The organism is Flagellimonas hymeniacidonis (assembly GCF_008040165.1).
GTDB lineage: Bacteria > Bacteroidota > Bacteroidia > Flavobacteriales > Flavobacteriaceae > Flagellimonas > Flagellimonas hymeniacidonis.
Map to the genome: position 1 here is coordinate 1,167,429 of NZ_VRUR01000001.1, position 21,876 is coordinate 1,189,304.

A 21,876-nucleotide genomic window follows, 5' to 3' on the forward strand; every position below is an offset into this window, starting at 1 on the left:
GAAAAACTGTAAATTTCAAAAAAACTATACCAATGTTGGAACTTGCCGGGATTATTATCCTTGGAATTATTGCACAGTGGGTTGCGTGGCGCTTTAAACTGCCGGCCATTTTACCATTGATTTTGATTGGATTATTGGTTGGACCAATAGCTACATTGTATACTGAAGATGGAGGGAAACTTATAGAACCTATATGGAATGGAGAGAAAGGACTATTTCCTGGTGATGGCTTGTACTACTTTGTCTCTCTGGCCATAAGTATCATCTTATTTGAAGGAGGGCTTACGCTAAAACGCGCAGAAATTAAAAACGTAGGACCGGTAATTACCAAGTTGATTACCATAGGGTCAGTAGTCACCTTTTTTGGCGCTGGAGTAGCAGCCCATTACATTTTTGGACTTTCATGGCAGATTTCTTTTTTATTTTCCGCTTTAATTATTGTTACCGGCCCTACAGTAATTACACCGATTTTGAGAAACATTCCGCTTAAGAAGGACGTTTCTGCAGTGTTAAAATGGGAGGGAATTCTAATAGACCCCATTGGTGCGTTGGTAGCGGTATTGGTATTTGAGTTTATTAGTGTAGGAGAGGGCAGTGCTTTTACGCAGACGGCCTTAGTGGAATTTGGTAAGATTTTACTTTTTGGGACCACCTTCGGATTTACGTTTGCACATGCTTTGGCATTTGCCATTAAAAAAGATCTAATTCCGCATTATTTAATGAATGTGGTATCCCTGTCTGTTGTACTTCTTGTGTTTGTAGAGTCGGATGTTTTTGCACACGAATCAGGACTTTTGGCAGTGGTGGTCATGGGTATGGTCATGGGCAACATGAACCTGCCTAATCTTAAAGAGCTACTTTACTTCAAAGAATCTTTGAGTGTTCTTTTAATTTCAATCCTGTTTATTCTGTTGGCTGCCAATATCAACATCAGTGATATGGAGCTCATTTTTAACTGGGACACCGTTGTCCTTTTTGCAGTAATTGTCTTTATCATAAGGCCATTAGGTGTTTTTCTAAGCGCGCATGGGTCAGGCTTAAAGCTCAAAGAGAAATTATTTATAGGCTGGGTAGGTCCAAGAGGTATTGTGGCTGCAGGTATCGCCTCTTTATTTGGATCCAAGTTATTGGCAAAAGGAGTCCCTGGAGCTGAGTATATTACACCTCTAGTTTTTATGATTGTTTTAGGCACGGTCTTGTTGAATGCCACTACCGCGCGGTTGTTTGCAAAAATGATAGGGGTATTCTTGACTAAGTCTGAAGGAATTTTAATTATAGGAGCATCCAAAGTATCTAGGATTATTGGAAATTACCTTAAAAAGAACAATAGACATGTGGTGCTTATTGATAACAACCAAACCAATGTGGTGAAAGCACAAAGTTTAGGGTTAGAAGCTATGACGGCCAATATTTATTCAGATTCCTTGGCAGATAATATAGAATTGAACGATATGGGATATTTAATGGCCTTGACCGGGAATTCGGACATCAACAAGTTTGCCATTGATAAGTTTAAAAAGCAATTTGGTGAGAATGGGGCATTTAGGTTGGTGAATACCGAAGAAATGAACAATCCAGAGATTAACCCGGAAGAAGGTCTTTTTTCCCATAATGATGACTTCATTAAATTAATGGATGTGGTGCGTAAATATCCTGCGATTCATGAAGTTAAATTAAAGGACAAACAACATTACGATGACTTGATAGATATTACCCAAAAGGATAACGATATCATTCCTGTGTTTACCAAATCACCAGATGGCAGTATTCAAATAATCCCGGCCAACAGTAGGGACTTCACCCCAAACGGGGAAGGGCATAAGTTGGTCTACCTTGGAAAAATGTTCGATATCGACTAACACTAAGCCTCCATTTGGCAAAGGTTAGAATGTACGGGAAACCCTAACGCTGTACTGCTCCCTATCATCCCCAAAAGTAATTTCGGGTCTAATTGCAAGTCCTGGCACTGGGTTCCATCGGAGTCCAACAGTATAGTAACTTTCATAATCTGAATTTTCCTCTAAATAAGTACCATAGCCGACATTGGCCCCTGCACCAAATTTGTCACTAAAATAGTAATCTGCTCTTGCACTTACCCCGGCAAAATCAAATCCTTCCCCTTCAATGGTCATGTCTCCAAAATCCCGATCTTTTCCAACAAAGTGAGTGTAATTAACTTCAGGACCTAAACCAAAGCGTTTAGAAACTCCAAAGGAATAACCGGCAATTGCGCCATAGGTAAATGAACTGGCATCACCTAGAGTTCCAGAGGGTACACCTATACTTATACCTGCATAAAATGAATTATCCAAAACATCTTCTGAAATTGCAGAAACCGATATGGGAACGTCTTGCGTTTTTTGCCCTTTTCTTTGGGCATTGGCAGCTATGACACATGCCAAGAACAATAAACTAAATAGAATAATGGAATTGCGGGTTGTAGTTTTCATTTTGTTGAAGTTTGGTTAATATATAATCACTTGAACTTTGATGGATTGAAGCATATGTTTTTAAGAAGTTATAATTGCTAAGCGTTATTTTTTAGAAAGTGAAAAGCGACCACTTAACATTAAAGCGCCCAAACTACCCTCTCCAAAAGAAATATTCACATAGTTTAAGGCAATTAGAACAGCCTCTAAAGGCCTCCAAAATGGACCAACACTATAGGTAATGCCACCTTCACCACCACCTGTGGAAATAGCATAACCCAAACCGGCCTCAGCACCGAAAGCGTCACTCAATTTATAGTTAGCTTTTGCTGTGATAGGAATAAAACTTTCACCCTCAGTTTCAAAGCCGAAATCCGTTTCTTTTCCTGTATATCTTGTATAACCTACTCCACCCAAAAGCCTTAAACGATTACTTACTCTGCGAGCATAGTTCATTTCTGCACTATAGGAAAATCCAAAGAAATCGGCTTCATCACCTATTGTAGGACCCCCGCCTATGGTAATAGAAAAAGCCTCCTGCCCCCAACTGTAATCGAAATCGATGTCATTCTTTTCTGTTTCAAACCAGGGGTCGTTTTTATTTTTGACGCCATCTCTACCGGTATCGGGTTCATTAACAGTGTTACTTGACCCTACTTTCGTATTAGGAACTTCTTCTTCCCAATGATCTGGAATGCCATCACCATCGGCATCAGGTTGAGGACAACCACGTAGTTCGGGAATACCGGGAACCTTTGGACATTCATCATCTGAGTCCAGCAATCCATCACCATCGGTATCGGGCTCAGGACAGCCTTTCCATTTAGGAGGACCAGGGTAATCGGGACAGTCATCATCTACATCATTTATTCCATCATCGTCTCTATCAGTTTCATTTGATGTTGAACTAATGTCTTGTTGTAGACGGGAGTTTTCTTCGTCCTTTTTTTGTGAGCAACAATTAAGGCTCAATATTTTGAGCGCAGGATTTTCAGGTTTTTCCATGGTCATAACTTTACCTGTAAAGCTGCCTTTAGCTGTTGCTCTATATTCGTACTTGGCCTCATCAACAAACCGGTCATTATCTGAGACACAATCACACGATATTTCTGCACTAATTTTAATATCCCATAGTGCTTTAGGGTAATTCCATTCTTTTATGTTAGCTTCAAAGTGATAAGATCTATTGCAGAGATAATCTGAAGTGTACTTTTGTCTGCTTTCAACAAACCAGTCTACTTCATTATTAGTTAAGTAGTTATTATAGTAATCTTTTAATTCATTTTTTGTAGAATCATCAATGCGATTTGCAGACTTATCAGTGAAATATTCAACAAAGGCATCAAAATTTGACGTATTATGAAAAGCAAAAATAGCTTTGTCTGTATAATCCTTGAAAGGACCTAATTCGACACCAGAGACTTCAGAATCGAAAATTAAAGAGCGTTGAACATCTTTTACGGAGATTAAAAGATTTGTTCTTAAAGCGTGCAGGGTTCCTTTGTCATTTGCTATGATATCTTTTAAGTGTGCAACGCAAGGTTCGTTAGATTTATTAGGGCCTATAGCATTTTTTACAACATCTCTAAATGCATCATGGATAGACTCTACCATTTCTACCCTAGTTGGAGGACGGTTATTCTGTGAATTTACAGGAAGTGTAAAAATGAGAGCAAAGATTGCTAAAACGAATAACCTTGTCTTTGATATTTTCATAATGCTTTTGGTTGGGTACTATAATTACCCAAATTGAAGATTTTAAACAAGATGAAACAATACCAGAACTCAGGTATATTTTGTAGGAATTATGACCAAGACCGAGGTGCCTTTGCCTTGAGTGGAGTCAAAAAGAAATTGACCGTTCATTTGAGTGACCCTGGATTGGATGCTTTTAAGCCCCATACCTTCACTCTTCTTTTTTTCTGAAGCACCTTGTCCATCATCTTCAAAACTAAGGGTAACAGAGTTTTTATGCCCGAACAATTGAATGTTCACCATCGAGGCATTGGCATGTTTTATCACATTTTGAAGCAATTCCTGAACAATTCTGAATAGGTGTGTGGCAATATCCTCATTTAGACTTTCAGGAAACTGGAAAGTGTTGAAATTAACCTCTAATTGTTCCGTTTTTTTAATGGTTTCCAGGAGTTCGTCAATGGCACCAGAGAGCCCAACGAGTGAAATTTCCGCTGGGGTAATACTATGTGCTACGGTTCTTACATCCTCGCAAATATCATCGAATTCTTTTTGCATTTTTTCATCAGCATATTTTGAGCTGAACAATCTTTTTAAGTTCGCTATCTTACTTCCAATATTGTCATGTAGTTCGCCACCCACACGTTTTCGCTCCTCTTCTTGGCCCTGAACAAAGGCATTCAGGAATTTTTGTTGTTGAAGCACAAGTTTGTTTGCTAAAGTATTCCGCTCCCTATAAATTTGGCCAACGACAATGGTAAGTGTAGTAGTAAGGAAGACAATTTCTATGGCCGAGGCATAAAAGATAGCAGGAAGTCCGTAAAATGACAGATGCAAAAGTCCAAAACTATGATGCAATAGTAAAACAACCGAGCCTAAGGTCATAAACAAATAAGAGATTGCAAAATAGGCACCCACCTTTCTGTTGTGCTTTAGGTACACAAATGTTTCAATGATTACCGCGATGACCAAAAACAAGATTGTCAAATACCATAGTTTCATAAATAATTCAACTTGTTCCGAATACATGGAGTTGGCGATGAAGTGCAGAAAAATGCGAAACACAAATTGAAAAATAATGACAAGCTCCACAGATTTTTTCAGTTTGGGCAAATACTTTTTTGCCATTAGAACCTGTTGAGCGAACAAAACAAAAATAACAGTGGAGAGTTCAATTGAAACTACATAAATGGCACGGCCAAAGTCTAATTTTTGTGGATGCAGGAATATATTGGTGTACCCAAGATATGAGCCCATAAATATCGCCAAAGCAATAAGATAAAACCCGTACCATAAAAAAAGCGGACGCTTAACAAGACCAAAGATAAATACAGTAAAAAGCAACGATAACAAAATAAGCCCTACATAAGATCCAATGAATATGTTTTGAAATGCGGCTGTGCGATAGTATGCATCTTTGCTTTGAAGAGTAATATCTGTTGCCAAAGGCTTGCCTCTAGATTTGTTAAAGACCAAAAAATAAGTGGCTTCCTCGTTTGGTAGTACGTCAAGGATAACTTTCCAAGTGCGTTCAACCGGCTGTTTTAAAGTATGTATGCCAATAGTTCCTTCATGGGTTAGATTTCCTTTTACTGCTTTGTAGATTTTCACTTCTTCCAGAAATGGATATGAGAAGGATAAAACGATTCCTTTTTGAAGATTTGAGCTATTCTTAAGCGAGAATTTGGAATAGGCGCAGGCCACATCAAAATCTAAATAGAAAAAGGACCTTTCATCTTTTATAGGGTAGAATTGATCAAGGGTTTTAAGCGAAAACGGGGAAATTTCCTTTTCTGAAATGTAAATGGAAGTAAAATCCTTTAAATTTTGATTAATAGCTGCAGTGCTTATGACCAAAGTGTCATTTGCGCTTGCCTTAGAGAGAAAAACCTGAAGGATTAAGCACCAAAAGAAACAGGAATTATAATAATTGATTCTCATGAACAAATCGTACAAGTTTTACACTGGTATCCACACCAAGCTTTCTGTAAATATTTTTTTTATGTGTTTCAACTGTCAATGGACTTATGTGCATGGATAAGGCAATATCTGGAACTTTTTGACCTTCACATAAATATTTTATTATTTCCTTTTCCCTCGGGGTAAGTTGTATTCTTTTGTAAAATTCATCATCACCTAGGGCATGTTCTTTTTTACTTTTGATAACACCTTCGCCATAATAAAAAAGGTCGTTTTCAGAAACATGCTGTAAGGCATTATGTAAATCTTCAAAAGAACAATTTTTTAATAAAAACCCATTGGCCCCTTCCGAAACTGTCTTACTAACAATTGTTTTTTTATTGTACATGGTAAGAATGAGCACTTTAACGGGATTGCTCATTGCTCGAAGCTCCTGAAGAATTTCAATGCCATTTTTGCGGGGAAGATTAAGGTCTAATAAGAGAATATCTGGATGATGCTTTTTTAAAGACGGGATCAAGCTGGAAAAACTATTGACGGAATCAACTACCTCAAAACCAGAAAAATTAAGAATGATGGAACGCAAACCATCGATGACAATTTGATGGTCTTCACAAATGACAATTTTTTGAGGTTGGCTGATCACATTATGCAGTATCTACCAAGTAAGGTACAAAAGATTATAGTACTTCCTTGCAGCGGAAAGCATTTCCTTTTTACCTCATTGATTAACCCATATGACCTGTTCATCAATTTGTGAAACAGGCGATTACATCTTTCCGTTAAATTCAGCCCAAATTCAAATCATAGTAAAATGAAAAAAACAATATTCCTTATTACGCTAGCGATAGCATTGGTGTTTATAGGCTGTTCAAAAGATGATGATGGAGGATCAAAATGTGACTCTTGTACTCTTGCAGGTGAGAAATTGGAAATATGCGACAACGGAGATGGAACGTACGATATTAAAGGAGGAGGAGAAACCGAAACAATCACAGAAGAAGATCTTGATGGGGCAACTCCTAAAGCATTTATTGAGTCAATCTGTGATTTTAATATTGGGTTTTAGGTTAGTCGTTCAACTTCAAAACGGCCATAAATGCCTGCTGCGGAATTTCTACGTTGCCCACTTGGCGCATACGCTTTTTCCCCTTTTTCTGTTTTTCCAACAGTTTTCGCTTACGGGAAATATCGCCGCCATAACATTTTGCAGTAACATCTTTTCGAAGCGCTTTTATGGTTTCCCTAGAAATAATTTTGGAACCAATAGCTGCTTGAATGGGAATATCAAATTGCTGTCTGGGAATAAGCTCTTTTAGTTTTTCGCACATTTTTTTACCAATGGTATGTGCATTATCAAAATGAACCAATGCGGATAAGGCGTCAACAGGCTGTGCATTCAAGAGGATATCTACTCGGACTAATTTGGAGGTTCGCATTCCTATTGGGGTATAGTCGAAAGAGGCATAGCCTTTTGAAACGGTTTTCAATCGGTCATAAAAATCAAAAACAATTTCGGCCAAAGGCATATCAAAAGTGAGTTCTACACGTTCCGTAGTCAGATAGGTTTGGTTTGTTATTTGCCCTCTTTTTTCAATACAAAGCGACATTACGTTACCTACAAAGTCGGATTTCGTTATTATAGTGGCTTTTATATACGGCTCTTCCACTCGATCTACGGTGGAAGGGTCCGGTAAGTCTGATGGATTGTTAACAATAAAAGCAGTTTCCCTATCCCTGGTGGTATAAGCATGGTAACTAACATTGGGAACAGTAGTGATTACTGTCATATTAAATTCGCGCTCCAATCGCTCCTGAATGATTTCCATGTGCAGCATGCCCAAAAACCCACAACGAAAACCAAATCCCAATGCGGCACTGCTTTCTGGAGTAAAAACTAAAGAGGCATCGTTAAGCTGAAGTTTTTCCATGGAAGAACGTAGTTCTTCAAAATCTTCTGTATCAACAGGATAGATTCCTGCAAAAACCATAGGTTTTACGTCTTCAAAACCTTCAATGGGATTTTGGGTCGGCTTGGTGGCATCCGTAATGGTATCACCAACTTTCACTTCGCGAGCATCTTTAATACCTGTGATCAAATACCCAACATCTCCAGTGGAAATTGTAGCTTTTGGAAACTGAGTTAACTTCAAGGTACCTATTTCATCGGCATAATAGTCTTTACCTGTTGCTACAAATTTTATCTTTTGCCCTTTTTTGATTTCACCATTTTTAATTCTAAAATACGTCTCAACACCTCTAAAAGGGTTGTATACAGAATCAAAAACCAACGCTTGAAGAGGTTCGTCTACGTTTCCTTCTGGAGCAGGTACCCTCTCAATAATGGCTGTAAGAATGGCCTCAATTCCAATACCGGTCTTAGCACTTGCAGGGATTACTTCTTCTGGTTTGCAGCCCAATAAATCTACAATATCATCCGTAACTTCTTCTGGATTTGCGCTGGGAAGATCCACTTTATTAAGTACTGGAATAATTTCCAAATCGTTCTCCAAAGCCAAGTACAAGTTGGATATGGTCTGTGCTTGAATGCTCTGTGCTGCATCTACTACCAAAAGGGCACCCTCACATGCGGCAATGGAGCGAGAAACCTCATATGAAAAATCTACATGCCCCGGAGTGTCAATCAAGTTCAAGATGTACTTCTCTCCTTGATACTCGTATTCCATTTGAATAGCATGACTCTTTATGGTAATACCACGCTCTCGTTCCAAATCCATGCTATCCAGCAGCTGATCTTGCTTTTCGCGTTCTGTAACGGAACCTGTAAAGTCCAGCAAACGGTCTGCCAAAGTACTTTTACCGTGGTCTATATGCGCAATGATGCAAAAATTTCTAATCTTCTTCATATAACTCTTACTCAATAAAATGAGGGCATGTAAGCAACTGCAAATATAGGTCTTTTCGGTGCCTAAGAAGGTGTTTTTTATAAATATGAAAGAGGCATGATTCATTCTGCTCTAAAATATTTTATTAGATTTGATATTCAACCCCAACTACAAATGAAGCACATCACCATTACTTTTTTATTGGTGTTTTTAATTTCCAAAAGCTTAAGTGCTCAGACCTATCAGATTAAGGGAAAGGTTATAGATAGTGAGAACAAAATAATCCCTTTTGCCAATATTTTACTTTTACGGGCAGCTGACTCAACTTTTGTAAAAGGGACATCAGCAGACGATAATGGTTTGTTTGTATTAGCAGAGGTGGAACCCAGCCTATACTTGTTACAGGCAAGCTACGTTGGTAGGGGATCTTTACCACGTGCACTCGATATTGCACAGGATGTTTCGCTTGGAGCCTTAATAATTCCATTAGAAACAACAAGTCTAGATGAGGTAGTGGTTACAGCAAGAAGGCCAACATTGCAAAGATTAGCAGACAGACTGGTCTTTTCAGTTGAAAACACGGTGGTTTCCCAAGGCAGCTCATGGGATATTCTTAAAAGCACCCCTGGGGTGATTGTGAATCAGGAAGAGCTCCAAATTCGGGGTCAAAGCGCTACAGTTTATTTAAATGACAGAAAGGTACAGCTGTCGGGGCGAGAAGTAAAGGATTTGTTAGATGGCCTCTCAGGAACCAATATAAAGTCAGTTGAGGTCATTGCCAATCCGCCTGCTAGGTATGAAGCTGATGGAGGCCCCATTTTGAATATTGTTACGAGCAAAAATATTGTTCCTGGGTATAAGGGTAGTGTTAGTGGGAACTTTACACAGGCTGTGTTTCCAAAATTTAGTATTGGAACGAGTCATTATTATAAAACAGATAAATTAAACCTATTTGCAAATTATACCCTCAGCCCCAAAAAAGAACTAAGAAAAACAACAAAGGGCATCAATTTCATTAATGATTCAAATTTGATTTTTTCCAGATGGGACACTCGATATAATCAGATAGACCGTTCGCAAGCACACAATGGAAGTTTAATTTTGGATTATGATTTTGATGATAAAAATAGCTTAAACCTGACATCCAATCTTGCTTTTAATCCAAATCAGGAGCGTGAAAATAGACTAGATAATGACATTAGAAATGGACAAAGCCAATTGGACTCCACCTTTACCACCCTTAGCAATACAGATCTTGATAATACTAATCTAGCGGTTGATTTAACGTATGTTCATAAGCTTAAAAAGCCGGGAGCGAGAGTTTCAATTAACGGCCATTATACGTATTATGATGGTCAAATTATGCAAAATCTGAGCTCCAATTATTTTGACAATAATGGAGCACCATTAAGAAACTTTGGTTTTGATACAGATTCTGATCAAGACATTCAAATCTTTACCGGACAGGCAGATTTTTCCACTCCAATTGAAAATGCATCCATTGAAACGGGGCTTAAGATTTCTTCCATTGCATCAAAAAGTGCTATAGATTATTCAAATTTTACGGGTACTGATGACTCTGTCGATGCTTCATTATCTGATAATTTTAACTATGATGAAAAGGTGTATGCGGGATACTTTAGCTTAGTAAAAAACTGGGAGAAATGGTCAATGAAGTTGGGATTAAGAGGAGAATTGACAGAAGCTACTGGAACATCATTGACTTTGAACGAAACAAATACACAAGATTTTTTTGAGCCCTTTCCCTCTTTGTACTTGTTATACTCACCTTCGGATAAACACAGTTTTTCTTTTGACTATGGAAGAAATGTGGACAGGCCAAAATACAATGATTTAAATCCGTTTAGGTTTTTCTTTAACGAGAATGACTTTGAGGAAGGAAATCCCGGGTTGAAGCCAAGTTTCAGTAACAATTTCAATTTTAATTACACGCTGAACAGCGAATACTTTTTTGACATCTATTATCGGGATAATGGGAAGAATATTGCCAAATTGATTTTTCAGAACAATGGGAATCAAACATTGGAACTAGTAAAACAGAATGTGCTGGAGAGCAAATCTTATGGTTTGGATTTTACAATAAGTAAAGGGATTACACCCTTTTGGTTTCTTTATGCATATACCTCGCTTTTCCACGAGGAGGAAACTTTTTTGGCAGTGGAAAGCAATAATCAAAGGTTTACAGCGGAAGTGGACGGAGTATATGGATATTTGGCCAATTACCTTACACTTTCTAAAGATGGAACATTTACCGGAGAAATGACCATGACCTATATATCGAAGTTTTTGTTTGGATCGTATGTTTCCGATGAGCAATTAAACCTTACTCTAGGGCTTCGTAAGACATTGCTTAACAATAGATTGACACTTTCCGTAGCAGCGGAAGACTTATTGGAAAAGTATATTCCAACCTATACCTCGCGCTACTTAAATCAGGATAATTTTTATAGAAGAAGTCCAGAGACCCAATTTGTACGATTTGGCTTCACCTACAATTTTGGAAACTTTAAACTGGATGACAATCAAAGAGGGATTGACAAAAAAGAGCGAGAGCGTCTAGAAGAAGAGTAAAACATTGAATTTCCAGTATTTCGTACTTTTGCATTCCAAAAAAATAAGGCTTGCCAAAAATTGGAAACATAGAACTCCCTAATTTTCCGCTTCTTCTTGCACCCATGGAAGATGTAAGCGATCCTCCTTTTCGTGCATTATGCAAAGAACAAGGGGCGGATGTGGTGTATACGGAATTTATTTCTTCAGAAGGACTAATTAGAGATGCCGCTAAAAGCAAGATTAAACTCGACATTTATGAAAAAGAGCGCCCTGTAGGGATTCAAATTTTTGGTGCTGAGCTTGATTCCATGTTACAAGCGGTTGATATTGTTGAGAAATCTAACCCAGACATTATTGACATCAATTTTGGCTGTCCAGTTAAGAAGGTTGTCTCTAAAAATGCGGGAGCAGGCATTTTGCGCGACATTCCTTTAATGGTAAAATTGACCGAGGAAATTGTGAAAAGGACGACATTACCGGTTACTGTTAAAACAAGACTAGGGTGGGATGCAAATACTATTAAAATTGTTGAGGTTGCCGAACGGTTACAAGATGTAGGAATTAAGGCCATCGCTATTCATGGGCGTACACGAGTTCAAATGTATAAGGGGAGTGCGGATTGGAGTCCAATTGCAGCGGTAAAGAACAATGCTAGAATGCATATTCCTGTTTTTGGCAATGGTGATATTGATTCTCCAGAAGCAGCAGTTAAAATGAGAGATGAGTATGGCCTGGATGGCGCCATGATTGGCCGAGCAAGTATTGGTAACCCTTGGTTTTTTGCGGCGGTAAAACACTACTTTGAAACAGGGACCCATTTAGACCCACCAAACATGGAAGAACGTGTTGATGCGGCACGAAGACATTTGCAAATGGCCATTGATTGGAAAGGTGAAAAACTGGGAGTTTTTGAAACAAGACGGCATTACACCAATTATTTTAAAGGGATACCTCATTTTAAGGAATACCGAATGAAAATGGTGACCAGTGATGAGTCAGCGGACGTTTTTGCCGCTTTTGATGAGGTTTTGGAAAAGTTTGGAAACTTCCAATTTGCTTAAGCTTCTATAAGCTTCCTTGAAATTCTACTGCTTGCAATTTTAGAAGAGATAAAACCTAAAATCACAATGGTTGTCAATACGACTACAACATTCATTAGGTTATACTCAACTGGGTAAGCTAGGGAAGGAGTAATTTTTATCCAACTAAATTGAAGCTGGGAAATTACTAACAGAGAACCTATCAACACTCCAATAAAACCGCCTAGAGAGGTGACTAAAAGGCCTTGCGTAAAATAAATTATTCTTAGCTCTTTAATGGTGGCGCCCAGACTGAATAGTGTTTTGGAATTTTGCTGCTTATCTAAAATCATCATGATAATGGCCCCAACTACATTAAAAAGCGCAATAATCAATACAAGGGTAAATATGAGATAGGTTGCTAAATTTTCTGTATTGAGCATGCGATAAAGCGTGCTGTTTTGCTCTTGTCGTGTAAGCACCAAAACCTTATCCCCTAAAACATTTTTAATGGTTTCTCTAGCATCTTCAAGTGAAGCTTCCGTGCTCAACTTAAAATTAATCCCAGAAACAGTTGTACTATCCTTTTCAAGAAGCGCTTGCACCAAGGGGAGTTGGGCGAAAAGATATTTTTTATCCAAATTTTCCTCTACTGCGTATACACCACTTACCACAATAGGGAGTTCATTGTATGGTTTTGCGGTGCTTAATCCTTGTTGCGTAAATGAACCTTTGCCCGGTTTAGGTACTAGAACAGTCATCGGGGTGCGATAATTATCAATAGGAACGCCAAGTAGGTTATAGATACCAATTCCCATAACCCCATTATATTCCGTAACCCCCCAATTCCCAAAATATAGAGTGCTATCCACTCCAGTTACGGACCTATAATTTCCATCAATTCCCTTAATATATGCAATACAGCTTTTTTCCCTAAAGGTTAAATATGCCCTTTCTTCAAGTTCTTTGGAATAATTGGCAAGCCCAGCAATGTTTCGCAGTTCCTTTTCCTCTTCTGGTGAAATGGAAAAATGCTTTCCAGTAATTGGAGAAGCCTTTAAATCGGGATCAAAAGTATTGGTAAACGAAAGACTAAAAGTTTTAAGACCAGCAAAAGCCGAGAGCACAATGAATAGGGCAGCAGAGCCAATAACAATAACTAAAAAAGTAATAAAATTGATAATGTTCACAGCATTTTGACTGCTTTTAGAACGCAGATAACGCTTTGCGATGTAAAAGGGAAAATTCAAAATCAGGATTTCTTTCGTTTGTCAAGGAGTTCCCTGTTTTCAATTGGGTTTTCTTCACCTTTTAGTGATTTTTCTATATTATCTATGTATTCCAAAGAGTCATCTATATAGAAATTGAGCTCGGGAAACCGTCTTAATTGATTTTTTGTTCGCTGAGCCAATTCATGCTTAATAAGGCTTTGGTTAGATTTCATGCCCTCCAAAAGTTCGGCAGCATTGGCATTTGGAAAAATGCTGACATATATCTTTGCAATAGATAAATCGGTAGTAACGTACACCTTGGAAACAGAAATTAGAGTTCCTTTCAATCCACCATCAGTTGCAGCACGCTGTAATATATCCGCTATATCCTTTTGGATGATTCCCGCAATTTTCTTCTGTCTTTGAGTTTCCATACTTGCAAAAATAATGCAATTAATGACTAACCTCATGATATGATTCACTTACAGTATGTAATTTTGGAGAATTGTACTTGCACTATTATGCATATGCATTAAAATTTATGTAGGAATGGATAAAATTGAACACATTGGAATAGCGGTCAAAAATCTAGAGGAGTCTAACATCTTATTCGAAAAACTCCTAGGTAGACCTTACTATAAAATGGAAGAAGTACTTTCTGAAGGAGTAAGAACATCCTTTTTTAAATCTGGTCCTAACAAGGTAGAACTTCTTGAGGCAACTAATGCAGATAGCCCTATCGCAAAATTTTTAGAAAAAAAAGGTGAGGGGATTCATCATATTGCTTTTGCTGTGGAAGACATTGAATCAGAAATAGCTCGACTTCAGAATGAAGGATTCACAGTGTTGAATGAGGTTCCTAAAAAAGGAGCTGATAACAAATTGGTGGCATTTTTGCACCCAAAAGGCACAAATGGAGTTTTGGTAGAGCTTTGTCAAGAAATAAAAGAGATGTAGTATGGTTAAAACCTTGCGATGAAGGAAAATAAATAGTAATATTGCATCCGCAAAATTAAAGGTCCTATAGCTCAGCTGGTTAGAGCACCTGACTCATAATCAGGGGGTCCCTGGTTCGAGCCCAGGTGGGACCACAGAAAAACCTCCTTAACTATCCAAATATAGGAGGTTTTTTGTTTAAAGGGGTTTTATTAGGGGTTAAAGTTTTAATCCCTTTTATACCCGTATTTTGGGAAACAAAACCCACTTTAGAGCGCTGAGCACCCCGTATCCCTTATGTCCATTGGGCGGAAAAATACCCCACTTTAGGGAAACAAAACCCACTTTGGGGAAACAAAACCCACTTTAGGAAATATTCATTATATGAATATATTTAATGTATTCCCTTGCTATTAAAGGCTTTATGAATACATTAACCCAAACATGCTTGGGAAACAAAACCCACTTTACGGGAAGCAAAACCCACTTTACGGGAAGCAAAACCCACTTTAGTAACTGGAAAGTACCGTAAACACTGAGAAAATGGACTCCTATAACTATATAACAATTCAAAAAAAACTTCTTAATTATAATTCTTACATTTTAATTCAATTAAACAACCCACCCACCCTCCTGCTCAAACGCCGCGAGGCTTTAATAAGGTCTCAATTTCAATTCGGATCTATAAGATCCTTATTAAAATTTCGTCACTACATTTTAGGTTTTATTAGCTTTATGAATTAAGTGCATTGCCAAAAAAAATTGCAATAGAGCTGATTTGGGAGAGAAACGCGAATACAAGTCCGGATTCCCTATTAAAAGGAAGATGTTGCGTCCAGGAGCCCTAATAAAGAAAAAAGCAGCACTTTTCGTACTGCTTTGATAGAAGACTTATGCTCCCAATACATGACTTTCGCCGCTTCTCAAGGTCGTCCTCACGTTGCCTCTCTGTCCTTGCTCACATGCACAACTAATATAGCCAATTCTTGGCAATTAATATTTGAGCACTTCATGCACTTAATTCTTAACGCTTAAAAAAAACCTTTTTATAATTACTTGAAGGGCAATTTATTTATGGAAAAAACGCACTTTGTTCATAGTTAGATAATTTTTTTCGCAATGTTTCTTCATTGGCGAATATTCTGCTAGCAGAATATGTAAGTTTAATGAATCCTTTAAAGGCGTTATTAGGATTATTTTCTAAATCTCTCCTTTTGAAGATATGTACTTTGTTACATCCTGTTGAGTTAAATAACTCAGCTAATAATGTTTTGTCAGTAGTGCCAAGGGAATGACCTAAAACCAAAATTTCAAACTTTGTAAAAAGCTTTATGGCATGATCATGGATTTGATTGTAATTTGAGTTCCTTTGATACTCGAAGGTTTTAAAATACATTAGGAACTCATCAATTTCTAAATTTTTAATATCCTCATAGTCTGAGTCTTTGTCATTACCATATCCAAAAACGATATTGTTTTCCATAAGAGACCCATGTATGTAATTCGTCTCAATATTTAAAGGATAATCATCGCGTTTAAAATAATCCTCAATTGTATTCGTAAAATTGAAATTTATAATATATGCATTGGCTGCTCTACGTAAATAGGAGTCAAAAAAGTCCTGAATTTCTTGAGACTTTGTTATTTCTATTGTTTTAAGGTATTTTGACAATAAATCCTTTACTTCAGTGAACTCCCGGTTAAGAACTTCCAATCCCTCTATATTTTTTTTAGTTGAACCACCTCCTAGAATCCTATTTTTTGTTATGACAAGCTCTTGGAAATATGCATTTTCTATATCAAACCAGTTTATATATCTGTTGGCATATAGTTTACCAAGGAACTTGTTGTTAATGAATTCGGCAATTACTTGAGGTTCTTTTTTTAAATATTGTATTAGCTCATTGGGTCTGTAGTCCATCAGTGTTGACCATATTATTTCCAAATGGTTTGTTTCATATGATGTCATAGATTTTCTGGAAAGTTCTTTCGTGAATTCTGGTTGGAAAAGGCTATTAATGCTTTGCCTTCGGACAACTACCTTGTCTAATTCAGGAACAATTAAATTTTCAATTAAGTAATCTGCAAAATCTGAAAATGAAGTCTTTAAACCATGAGCAAGGTCAAAACCGTTACCAATGATAATTATGAGGTTTTTACTGGTCATTGTTTTTTCTTAAAAATAAGTAATTGTAAGATATTGACTAAGTAAATTACATAAATCCACTTACAAAAATATCAATTGAAATAGGGGGTACATCAGTTCAACTGAAGCATTCACGAAATATTCTTATTACGACTTATTTATTTTCATAAATTGTGCATTGTTAATGAGAGAATCGATATATTTTATTAGTCTTTTGGTTTATTGAGGTTGTAAATTTAGTAGGCTTAATAGGAATGTAGATTTAATCAAGTAGAATCAAATAATCTACTAACCCTCGTCAACATGAACGGGTTCCAATTTTGGAACCCGTTCTACTTTTTGGGATATACGCATAGGATGACCTGTCCGTCTCCGGCAATGGTTTATCATCAATTTGAAAATATAAGGGAAACGTAAGGTTTAAGAATGAGCTTTGATTCGGGGAGGGCGTTAGCCCTCCCACTTATCAAATAATCTAGTAGTCCCTCGTCAAAAAGACCCTAGGCGTCTAAAATAGCCAAAAATATTCTTTTACTTTTCGTGGTCCCTGAAATAATCGTTGATGTCCAGATTGTGCTTGACCAGGAATTTTAAATACTTCACAAAACCATTGCCTAATGTTGTCCCATTCTCAATTTTTGAAATTGTTGATTGGGTAAGGTTTAAGTGTTCAGACATTTGTTTTTGTGACAATCCCAATATTTCACGATACACTTTTAAAGACTTATTTTTTTTCAAAATAATCCATAATACTTTTTGTTATGGCCAAAGATAAACCGTTAATTCCTTTTCTGGAATTCAAGTACTGGGATTCGTCCTTATTGGAAAAGAAACCCATTTCAATAAGAATGCCTGGAGTGAAAGAAATTGACTCTCTCAATACCTGGTAATTGTTACGAAGAATACCCCTCGATTTATACCCTAGTTTTTCCACCATGTTGCGGTCTAAGATGTTGCCAAAAACTATTGCTTTTTTTAGGTTGGTTTGAACCGATTCCTTGGTCGTATTTTGCACATAGATTTCTACTCCTTCAGCTCGACTGTTCGGGTTGTGGTTACAGTGTAGTGAAATGAACAAATCCGCTCCGACTACCTTGGGATAAACTGACCTTCTATCCAGGGAAAGAAAAACATCTTGATCACGGGTAAGCACAACCTTTATTTCTGGGCTAAATTTTTTTAAATAGAACTTGACATATTTCGCAACGTAGAGATTTATGTTCTTTTCCAAATGTCCATTTCCATCCATTGTCCCGGAATCATAACCTCCATGACCAGCATCGATAACAACTACTATTTTTTCATTTACATAATTACCATTTTGAGCCATTCCAGAAAAGGAGACACCTAGAAAAATGGACCAAAAAAAATGAATAGAAATCTTATTGAGATACCTGGATAAATTGAGTGATGAAAGGAAGGATTCTAACTTAGTTAGTTTCCGCTTTTTCAAAGCGTAGCGAGAGAAAAATAAGGAAAGCGAGATGGAATCACGCAGAGCGTGATTCGGAGTGTGGTATTTTTCTATTTTTCTCTCGTTGTGTACTCTCATAAATACTGATTTATTAGAGTAATTAAGGTAGTGGTATTGGAAATATTATGCACCTCATATATCAATTCAAACGTGGCATATATCAATTAATAAGTTGAATAATAGGTTCTTAAATCTAAGTTTATGCCACACTAAATACCACAATGGCTGGCAAGTATCACAACATTAGGGTTAGGCAGACAGGGAAGGAAAAGATAAAGCTCTTGGCCAAAAGGAATGGAAAAAATGAAACAGAGTACGCCAATCGGATGATACTTTTTATCTATAAATCAGGCTTGGATATTTACTCAGACATCACCCCTAGCGTTCCAGATTTGATAAAAAATTTAGACAAAAGAATTGTCTCATTTCTTAAAAAAAGGGAGTCAGATTTTTTTGTGCCTATGGATAAATCATTTAAAAAAATGATTGAGCTACATACCCGAACTTTTGAAATGTTGGAAGTGCTCGACCCCTTTCAAATGAATTTGCAACCTAGGAAAATAGTTGTACCGGAAACAGCAAAACCCAGCTTAAAATTGCCCCTTTCTGAAAGAGATGATATTCCAAAAAATACAGAAGAGGAAACCTCTGTTTTAGAAACTCAAAATAGCACCTTTTCCAAAGATGATAAAGAGGATTTTTTGGTTAGAATAGAACGGGCAGAAAAGGAGAAGAAAACCTTTGAAAAGGAGCTTAAATTCTTGATAGAAAACATTAAACCGAACAAGAGTATTTCAGGACCAAAATTTACCTGTAACCTACCCCAGAAAGAAATAGACAGAATCAAACTTTTGGTAGGTGGTAATTAAGGTACATAATCCAAAATATGCCGTTGGGAAGAATACAGGTTCGGTCAGAAATCTTGTCGAGTATCTTGATAAAGAAAACCGGGAATTGGAAGAATTGGACAAGGATTATTTTTTCAATAAGGACGGGTCTCACTTTTCGGCCGCTGTTGTTGAAAGGGAGATAGATAATAATCAGGTCAAATTAAAAAAGACTGATACAAAGTTTTATATGATTACTGTGAATCCATCACAAGAAGAGTTAAATCACATCAGACATGATGAAGTGAAGTTCAAATCCTACATCAATGATTTGATGGACAAGTATGCGGAAAACTTTAATAGAACCTTTAAAGATGGAAGACCGTTAACTGGGGATGATATTTTGTACTATGCTAAAATTGAGCATGAACGGACCTATAAGTTTGGCGAGAAGCGGTTTAAAGAAGATATTGCCTTTAACAAAGATTTGGAAAAAAAAATCTATAAGAACCACAAAAACTTAAAAGTTGTCAAGGATCCAAAGCAACGGCAACAATTTTTGTCCAATATCAAGGACCTAGAGTCCAAGTATGTTCGAAACAGTGAGGGGACCATTATAAAGGAAGGGAACTTAAAGGATGGCCATAACCTTCATGCTCATGTGATAATAAGTCGTATGGACAAATCTCGGGAAATGCTACTTTCTCCTATGGCCAATCCAAAACAAGCGATTAATAAGATAAATGGAATTGACGCTCCAATAGGATTCGACCGGGATAACTATGTGCAAATGGGAGAAAAACTTTTTGACCAAAAATTCGAGTATAAACGGGACTATAAAAAAAGTTACAGCTATTATAAAGAAACAAAACAAATTAGGGTTGTTGGCAATTTGCTCCACCTTAGCAATCCAAAAGCCTTTGCGAAAATGGCCGTCAAAAGGGCTATGTCAGAAATGATTCAAGACAAGACCTTGCAAAAACAGCTTGGCCATGTAGTGACCGACCCTAGAAAGTTTCCTAAAAAAGTGGCGCATAAACTGGAGCAAAAAGTATTGGAGGCGGTTATACAAAAGATGGGTATGGCAGCGTATTCAAACCCAATCACAGCAGGAGTACAGGTGGCTAAACAGGCTATTACTATTGCCTCAAAAACATTAAGTAGAGGAATGGGTATATGAAGATATTAGACACATTTTTTGAAGCTTCGGAAATTACCCAGATGATTATCATGGGTATCAATGTAGGGTTTGCAGTATTGATGAGCTTTGTATTCAGACCTGGTAATTCTGTGGTTAAAATCATCATCGCAATAATGGCCTATTGTGGTTTGTTTTTTGGGATAGGCCAACTAGCCAGTTATTTGCCTATTACCTATTTCGTTGTCCTCTATATTCTTCCGAGCGCTTTGCTTGGACTATTCCTCTCTGTGGCATATGCAGTATTAAAAGGTCCAGAAAAGGTAATGAATGTCTTTGATGTGGAGATTCCATACAACAACGGGAAAAGACTACGGGTCAATATAAAAAGAGGGGTCAGTGTCCAAGGTGCGGCCGGTAGTGGAAAGACTGCTTCCGTGGCGGGGTGGATTTTACACTGGATGGGTAAACGCAATGTACCCTCTTTGGTATATGATTATAAAAACTTTGAACTCGTTGAGGCGGTACAGTGGTTTTATCGGGATAGTGAACTTCCGATACATGCTTTTGCCCCGCATGACCCTGATAAAAGCGTATTCCTGAACCCGATTGACCCTGAAGTCTTAAAGACGGATGAAGACATTTCTTTAATGTGTAAATGCATTGTCCAAAACGTAATCGCTAAGGATGGTAAAGGGGACAACTTTTTTGTCCAGGCTGCTGAAGGTGCGCTTATTGGAGTAATCTATGTCCTAAAAGAGAAATATCCACAACATTGTTCCTTTCCATATCTAGCGGCCATTTTCTTGACAAAGGAGGCAGAGGGATTGGTGGATTTTATTGAACAGAGCACAACGGCCAGTATACATGCCAGGGCATTTTTAGATGGGAAGGAATCTGAAAAGCAAATGGCAGGAGTTAAGGCCACACTGAGCAATGCCTTTAGGGTATTTGCCGTTCCCAATATCTTTTATACCATGCAGAAAAGCAGTGTAAACCTAAGTATCAACAATAAGGAAAATCTAGCGGTGTTGTGCCTGGTGAACATTCCCAAGTACGATGAAATCTATTCTCCTATTCTCTCCATCGTTACCCAAGCGGTGATTACATCTATGAGTGAACGCCATCAAGAACCTTCCTATATCTTATTGGACGAAGCACCCACATTGCGGATTAATAGGATTGGAAAGGTTCCGGCGACTATGCGGAGCTTTGATATTGCCACCATTTATATGTTACAGGACAAGGTACAGGCCCAAATACAAATGGGAGTTGACAAAATGAAGGAGGTCTTGGCCAACCTGTCCACCCTATTCTTCGGCAAGACCAATGACCCTGATACGGCTAGATTCTTTGAAAGCTACTTTGAAACCGTTAAGGTAAAGACCAAAAGTACAAGTAAAAAAGCGGGTTGGGGTGGAGCTGATAGGCGAATTTCTGAAGCAGAAAAGGACGAGAAAAAACATAAGTCTTTTGAAATGTTCCAACGGTCCGCTGGACAGTTCTTTGTCTTTGATGAAAAAGGGCAGAATTTCGATGCCAAGATTAAAATGCCAGAGCTGCAACCCATGCCTTACAATACCGTAAACATTACAACGCAAAGGGAAATCCAAAGCGTGTTCAATCTGATACTAAAAAAAGCCAAAGATCTCTAACAAATA

At 37.6% G+C, this 21,876-nt stretch carries 18 protein-coding genes and 1 tRNA gene; 9 read left to right on the forward strand and 10 right to left on the reverse strand.

The genetic code is table 11. The annotated features are described in order from the left end of the window. Window positions 1-32 precede the first annotated feature (32 nt). Window positions 33-1,859, forward strand: coding sequence for a cation:proton antiporter (locus tag FVB32_RS05205; RefSeq protein ID WP_147741848.1), 1,827 nt, complete (start codon window positions 33-35; stop codon window positions 1,857-1,859). 24 nt (window positions 1,860-1,883) lie between these two features. Here the strand turns inward: FVB32_RS05205 and FVB32_RS05210 are convergent, their stop codons facing one another. The 4 genes from FVB32_RS05210 to FVB32_RS05225 form a co-directional block, all read right to left on the reverse strand. Then, window positions 1,884-2,450 carry a porin family protein gene (locus tag FVB32_RS05210; protein WP_147741850.1) on the reverse strand — a complete coding sequence of 189 codons (567 nt, stop codon included), beginning with the start codon at window positions 2,448-2,450 and terminating at the stop codon, window positions 1,884-1,886. Between the two features lie 84 nt (window positions 2,451-2,534). Continuing rightward, window positions 2,535-4,145 (reverse strand): autotransporter outer membrane beta-barrel domain-containing protein, encoded by a 1,611-nt coding sequence (locus FVB32_RS05215; RefSeq protein ID WP_147741852.1) that lies wholly within the window; start codon window positions 4,143-4,145, stop codon window positions 2,535-2,537. Between the two features lie 69 nt (window positions 4,146-4,214). Continuing rightward, on the reverse strand, window positions 4,215-6,065 hold the full coding sequence (locus FVB32_RS05220) for a sensor histidine kinase (RefSeq protein ID WP_147741854.1): 1,851 nt from the start codon (window positions 6,063-6,065) through the stop codon (window positions 4,215-4,217). After that, window positions 6,046-6,690, reverse strand: coding sequence for a response regulator (locus FVB32_RS05225; protein ID WP_147741856.1), 645 nt, complete (start codon window positions 6,688-6,690; stop codon window positions 6,046-6,048). Before FVB32_RS05225 ends, FVB32_RS05220 begins: the two co-directional genes overlap by 20 nt. A 168-nt stretch (window positions 6,691-6,858) precedes the next feature. Between FVB32_RS05225 and FVB32_RS05230 the strand changes: the two genes are divergently transcribed. Then, window positions 6,859-7,113, forward strand: coding sequence for a hypothetical protein (locus FVB32_RS05230; protein WP_147741858.1), 255 nt, complete (start codon window positions 6,859-6,861; stop codon window positions 7,111-7,113). Window position 7,114: 1 nt separating this feature from the next. Here FVB32_RS05230 and lepA read toward each other — a convergent pair whose 3' ends face one another. After that, the gene (gene lepA, locus FVB32_RS05235) at window positions 7,115-8,911 is read right to left on the reverse strand and encodes a translation elongation factor 4 (RefSeq protein WP_147741860.1); all 1,797 of its coding nucleotides are present in this window, start codon (window positions 8,909-8,911) and stop codon (window positions 7,115-7,117) included. Between the two features lie 153 nt (window positions 8,912-9,064). Between lepA and FVB32_RS05240 the strand changes: the two genes are divergently transcribed. Together FVB32_RS05240 and dusB are read left to right on the forward strand one after the other, a co-directional pair. Further along, window positions 9,065-11,482, forward strand: a complete 2,418-nt coding sequence (locus tag FVB32_RS05240) for an outer membrane beta-barrel family protein (RefSeq protein WP_147741862.1) — start codon at window positions 9,065-9,067, stop codon at window positions 11,480-11,482. A 50-nt stretch (window positions 11,483-11,532) separates the two neighbouring features. After that, the gene (gene dusB, locus FVB32_RS05245; protein WP_147741864.1) at window positions 11,533-12,525 is read left to right on the forward strand and encodes a tRNA dihydrouridine synthase DusB; all 993 of its coding nucleotides are present in this window, start codon (window positions 11,533-11,535) and stop codon (window positions 12,523-12,525) included. Here dusB and FVB32_RS05250 read toward each other — a convergent pair. Both FVB32_RS05250 and rbfA read right to left on the reverse strand, forming a co-directional pair. Then, complete coding sequence (locus tag FVB32_RS05250) at window positions 12,522-13,733, reverse strand: ABC transporter permease (protein ID WP_147741866.1); 1,212 nt, start codon at window positions 13,731-13,733, stop codon at window positions 12,522-12,524. The two genes, dusB and FVB32_RS05250, sit on opposite strands and share 4 nt — an antisense overlap. Window positions 13,734-13,735: 2 nt before the next feature. Further along, window positions 13,736-14,128, reverse strand: coding sequence for a 30S ribosome-binding factor RbfA (gene rbfA / locus FVB32_RS05255; RefSeq protein ID WP_147741868.1), 393 nt, complete (start codon window positions 14,126-14,128; stop codon window positions 13,736-13,738). Window positions 14,129-14,243: 115 nt separating this feature from the next. On the opposite strand from rbfA, the gene mce reads away from it, so the two are divergent. Both mce and FVB32_RS05265 read left to right on the forward strand, forming a co-directional pair. Continuing rightward, window positions 14,244-14,651, forward strand: coding sequence for a methylmalonyl-CoA epimerase (mce, locus tag FVB32_RS05260; RefSeq protein ID WP_147741870.1), 408 nt, complete (start codon window positions 14,244-14,246; stop codon window positions 14,649-14,651). Window positions 14,652-14,711: 60 nt separating this feature from the next. Next, a tRNA-Ile gene (locus FVB32_RS05265) sits at window positions 14,712-14,785 on the forward strand. Between the two features lie 917 nt (window positions 14,786-15,702). Here FVB32_RS05265 and FVB32_RS05270 read toward each other — a convergent pair. The 3 genes from FVB32_RS05270 to FVB32_RS05280 form a co-directional block, all read right to left on the reverse strand. Beyond that, entirely contained in the window at window positions 15,703-16,797 is a 1,095-nt protein-coding gene (locus FVB32_RS05270; RefSeq protein WP_147741872.1) for an AbiH family protein, read from the reverse strand. 510 nt (window positions 16,798-17,307) lie between these two features. Next, window positions 17,308-17,490, reverse strand: a complete 183-nt coding sequence (locus FVB32_RS05275) for a helix-turn-helix domain-containing protein (protein WP_262712959.1) — start codon at window positions 17,488-17,490, stop codon at window positions 17,308-17,310. A gap of 10 nt (window positions 17,491-17,500) precedes the next feature. After that, the gene (locus tag FVB32_RS05280) at window positions 17,501-18,328 is read right to left on the reverse strand and encodes an N-acetylmuramoyl-L-alanine amidase family protein (RefSeq protein WP_147741875.1); all 828 of its coding nucleotides are present in this window, start codon (window positions 18,326-18,328) and stop codon (window positions 17,501-17,503) included. Between the two features lie 143 nt (window positions 18,329-18,471). On the opposite strand from FVB32_RS05280, the gene FVB32_RS05285 reads away from it, so the two are divergent. Genes FVB32_RS05285 through FVB32_RS05295 form a run of 3 tightly spaced genes read left to right on the forward strand, consistent with a single transcriptional unit; the run spans window position 18,472 to window position 21,870 of the window. Then, complete coding sequence (locus FVB32_RS05285) at window positions 18,472-19,119, forward strand: BfmA/BtgA family mobilization protein (RefSeq protein WP_147741877.1); 648 nt, start codon at window positions 18,472-18,474, stop codon at window positions 19,117-19,119. Continuing rightward, window positions 19,109-20,257 (forward strand): MobB family relaxase, encoded by a 1,149-nt coding sequence (gene mobB, locus FVB32_RS05290; protein ID WP_147741879.1) that lies wholly within the window; start codon window positions 19,109-19,111, stop codon window positions 20,255-20,257. Before FVB32_RS05285 ends, mobB begins: the two co-directional genes overlap by 11 nt. Beyond that, on the forward strand, window positions 20,254-21,870 hold the full coding sequence (locus FVB32_RS05295; RefSeq protein WP_147741881.1) for a type IV secretory system conjugative DNA transfer family protein: 1,617 nt from the start codon (window positions 20,254-20,256) through the stop codon (window positions 21,868-21,870). Before mobB ends, FVB32_RS05295 begins: the two co-directional genes overlap by 4 nt. Window positions 21,871-21,876: the final 6 nt, after the last annotated feature.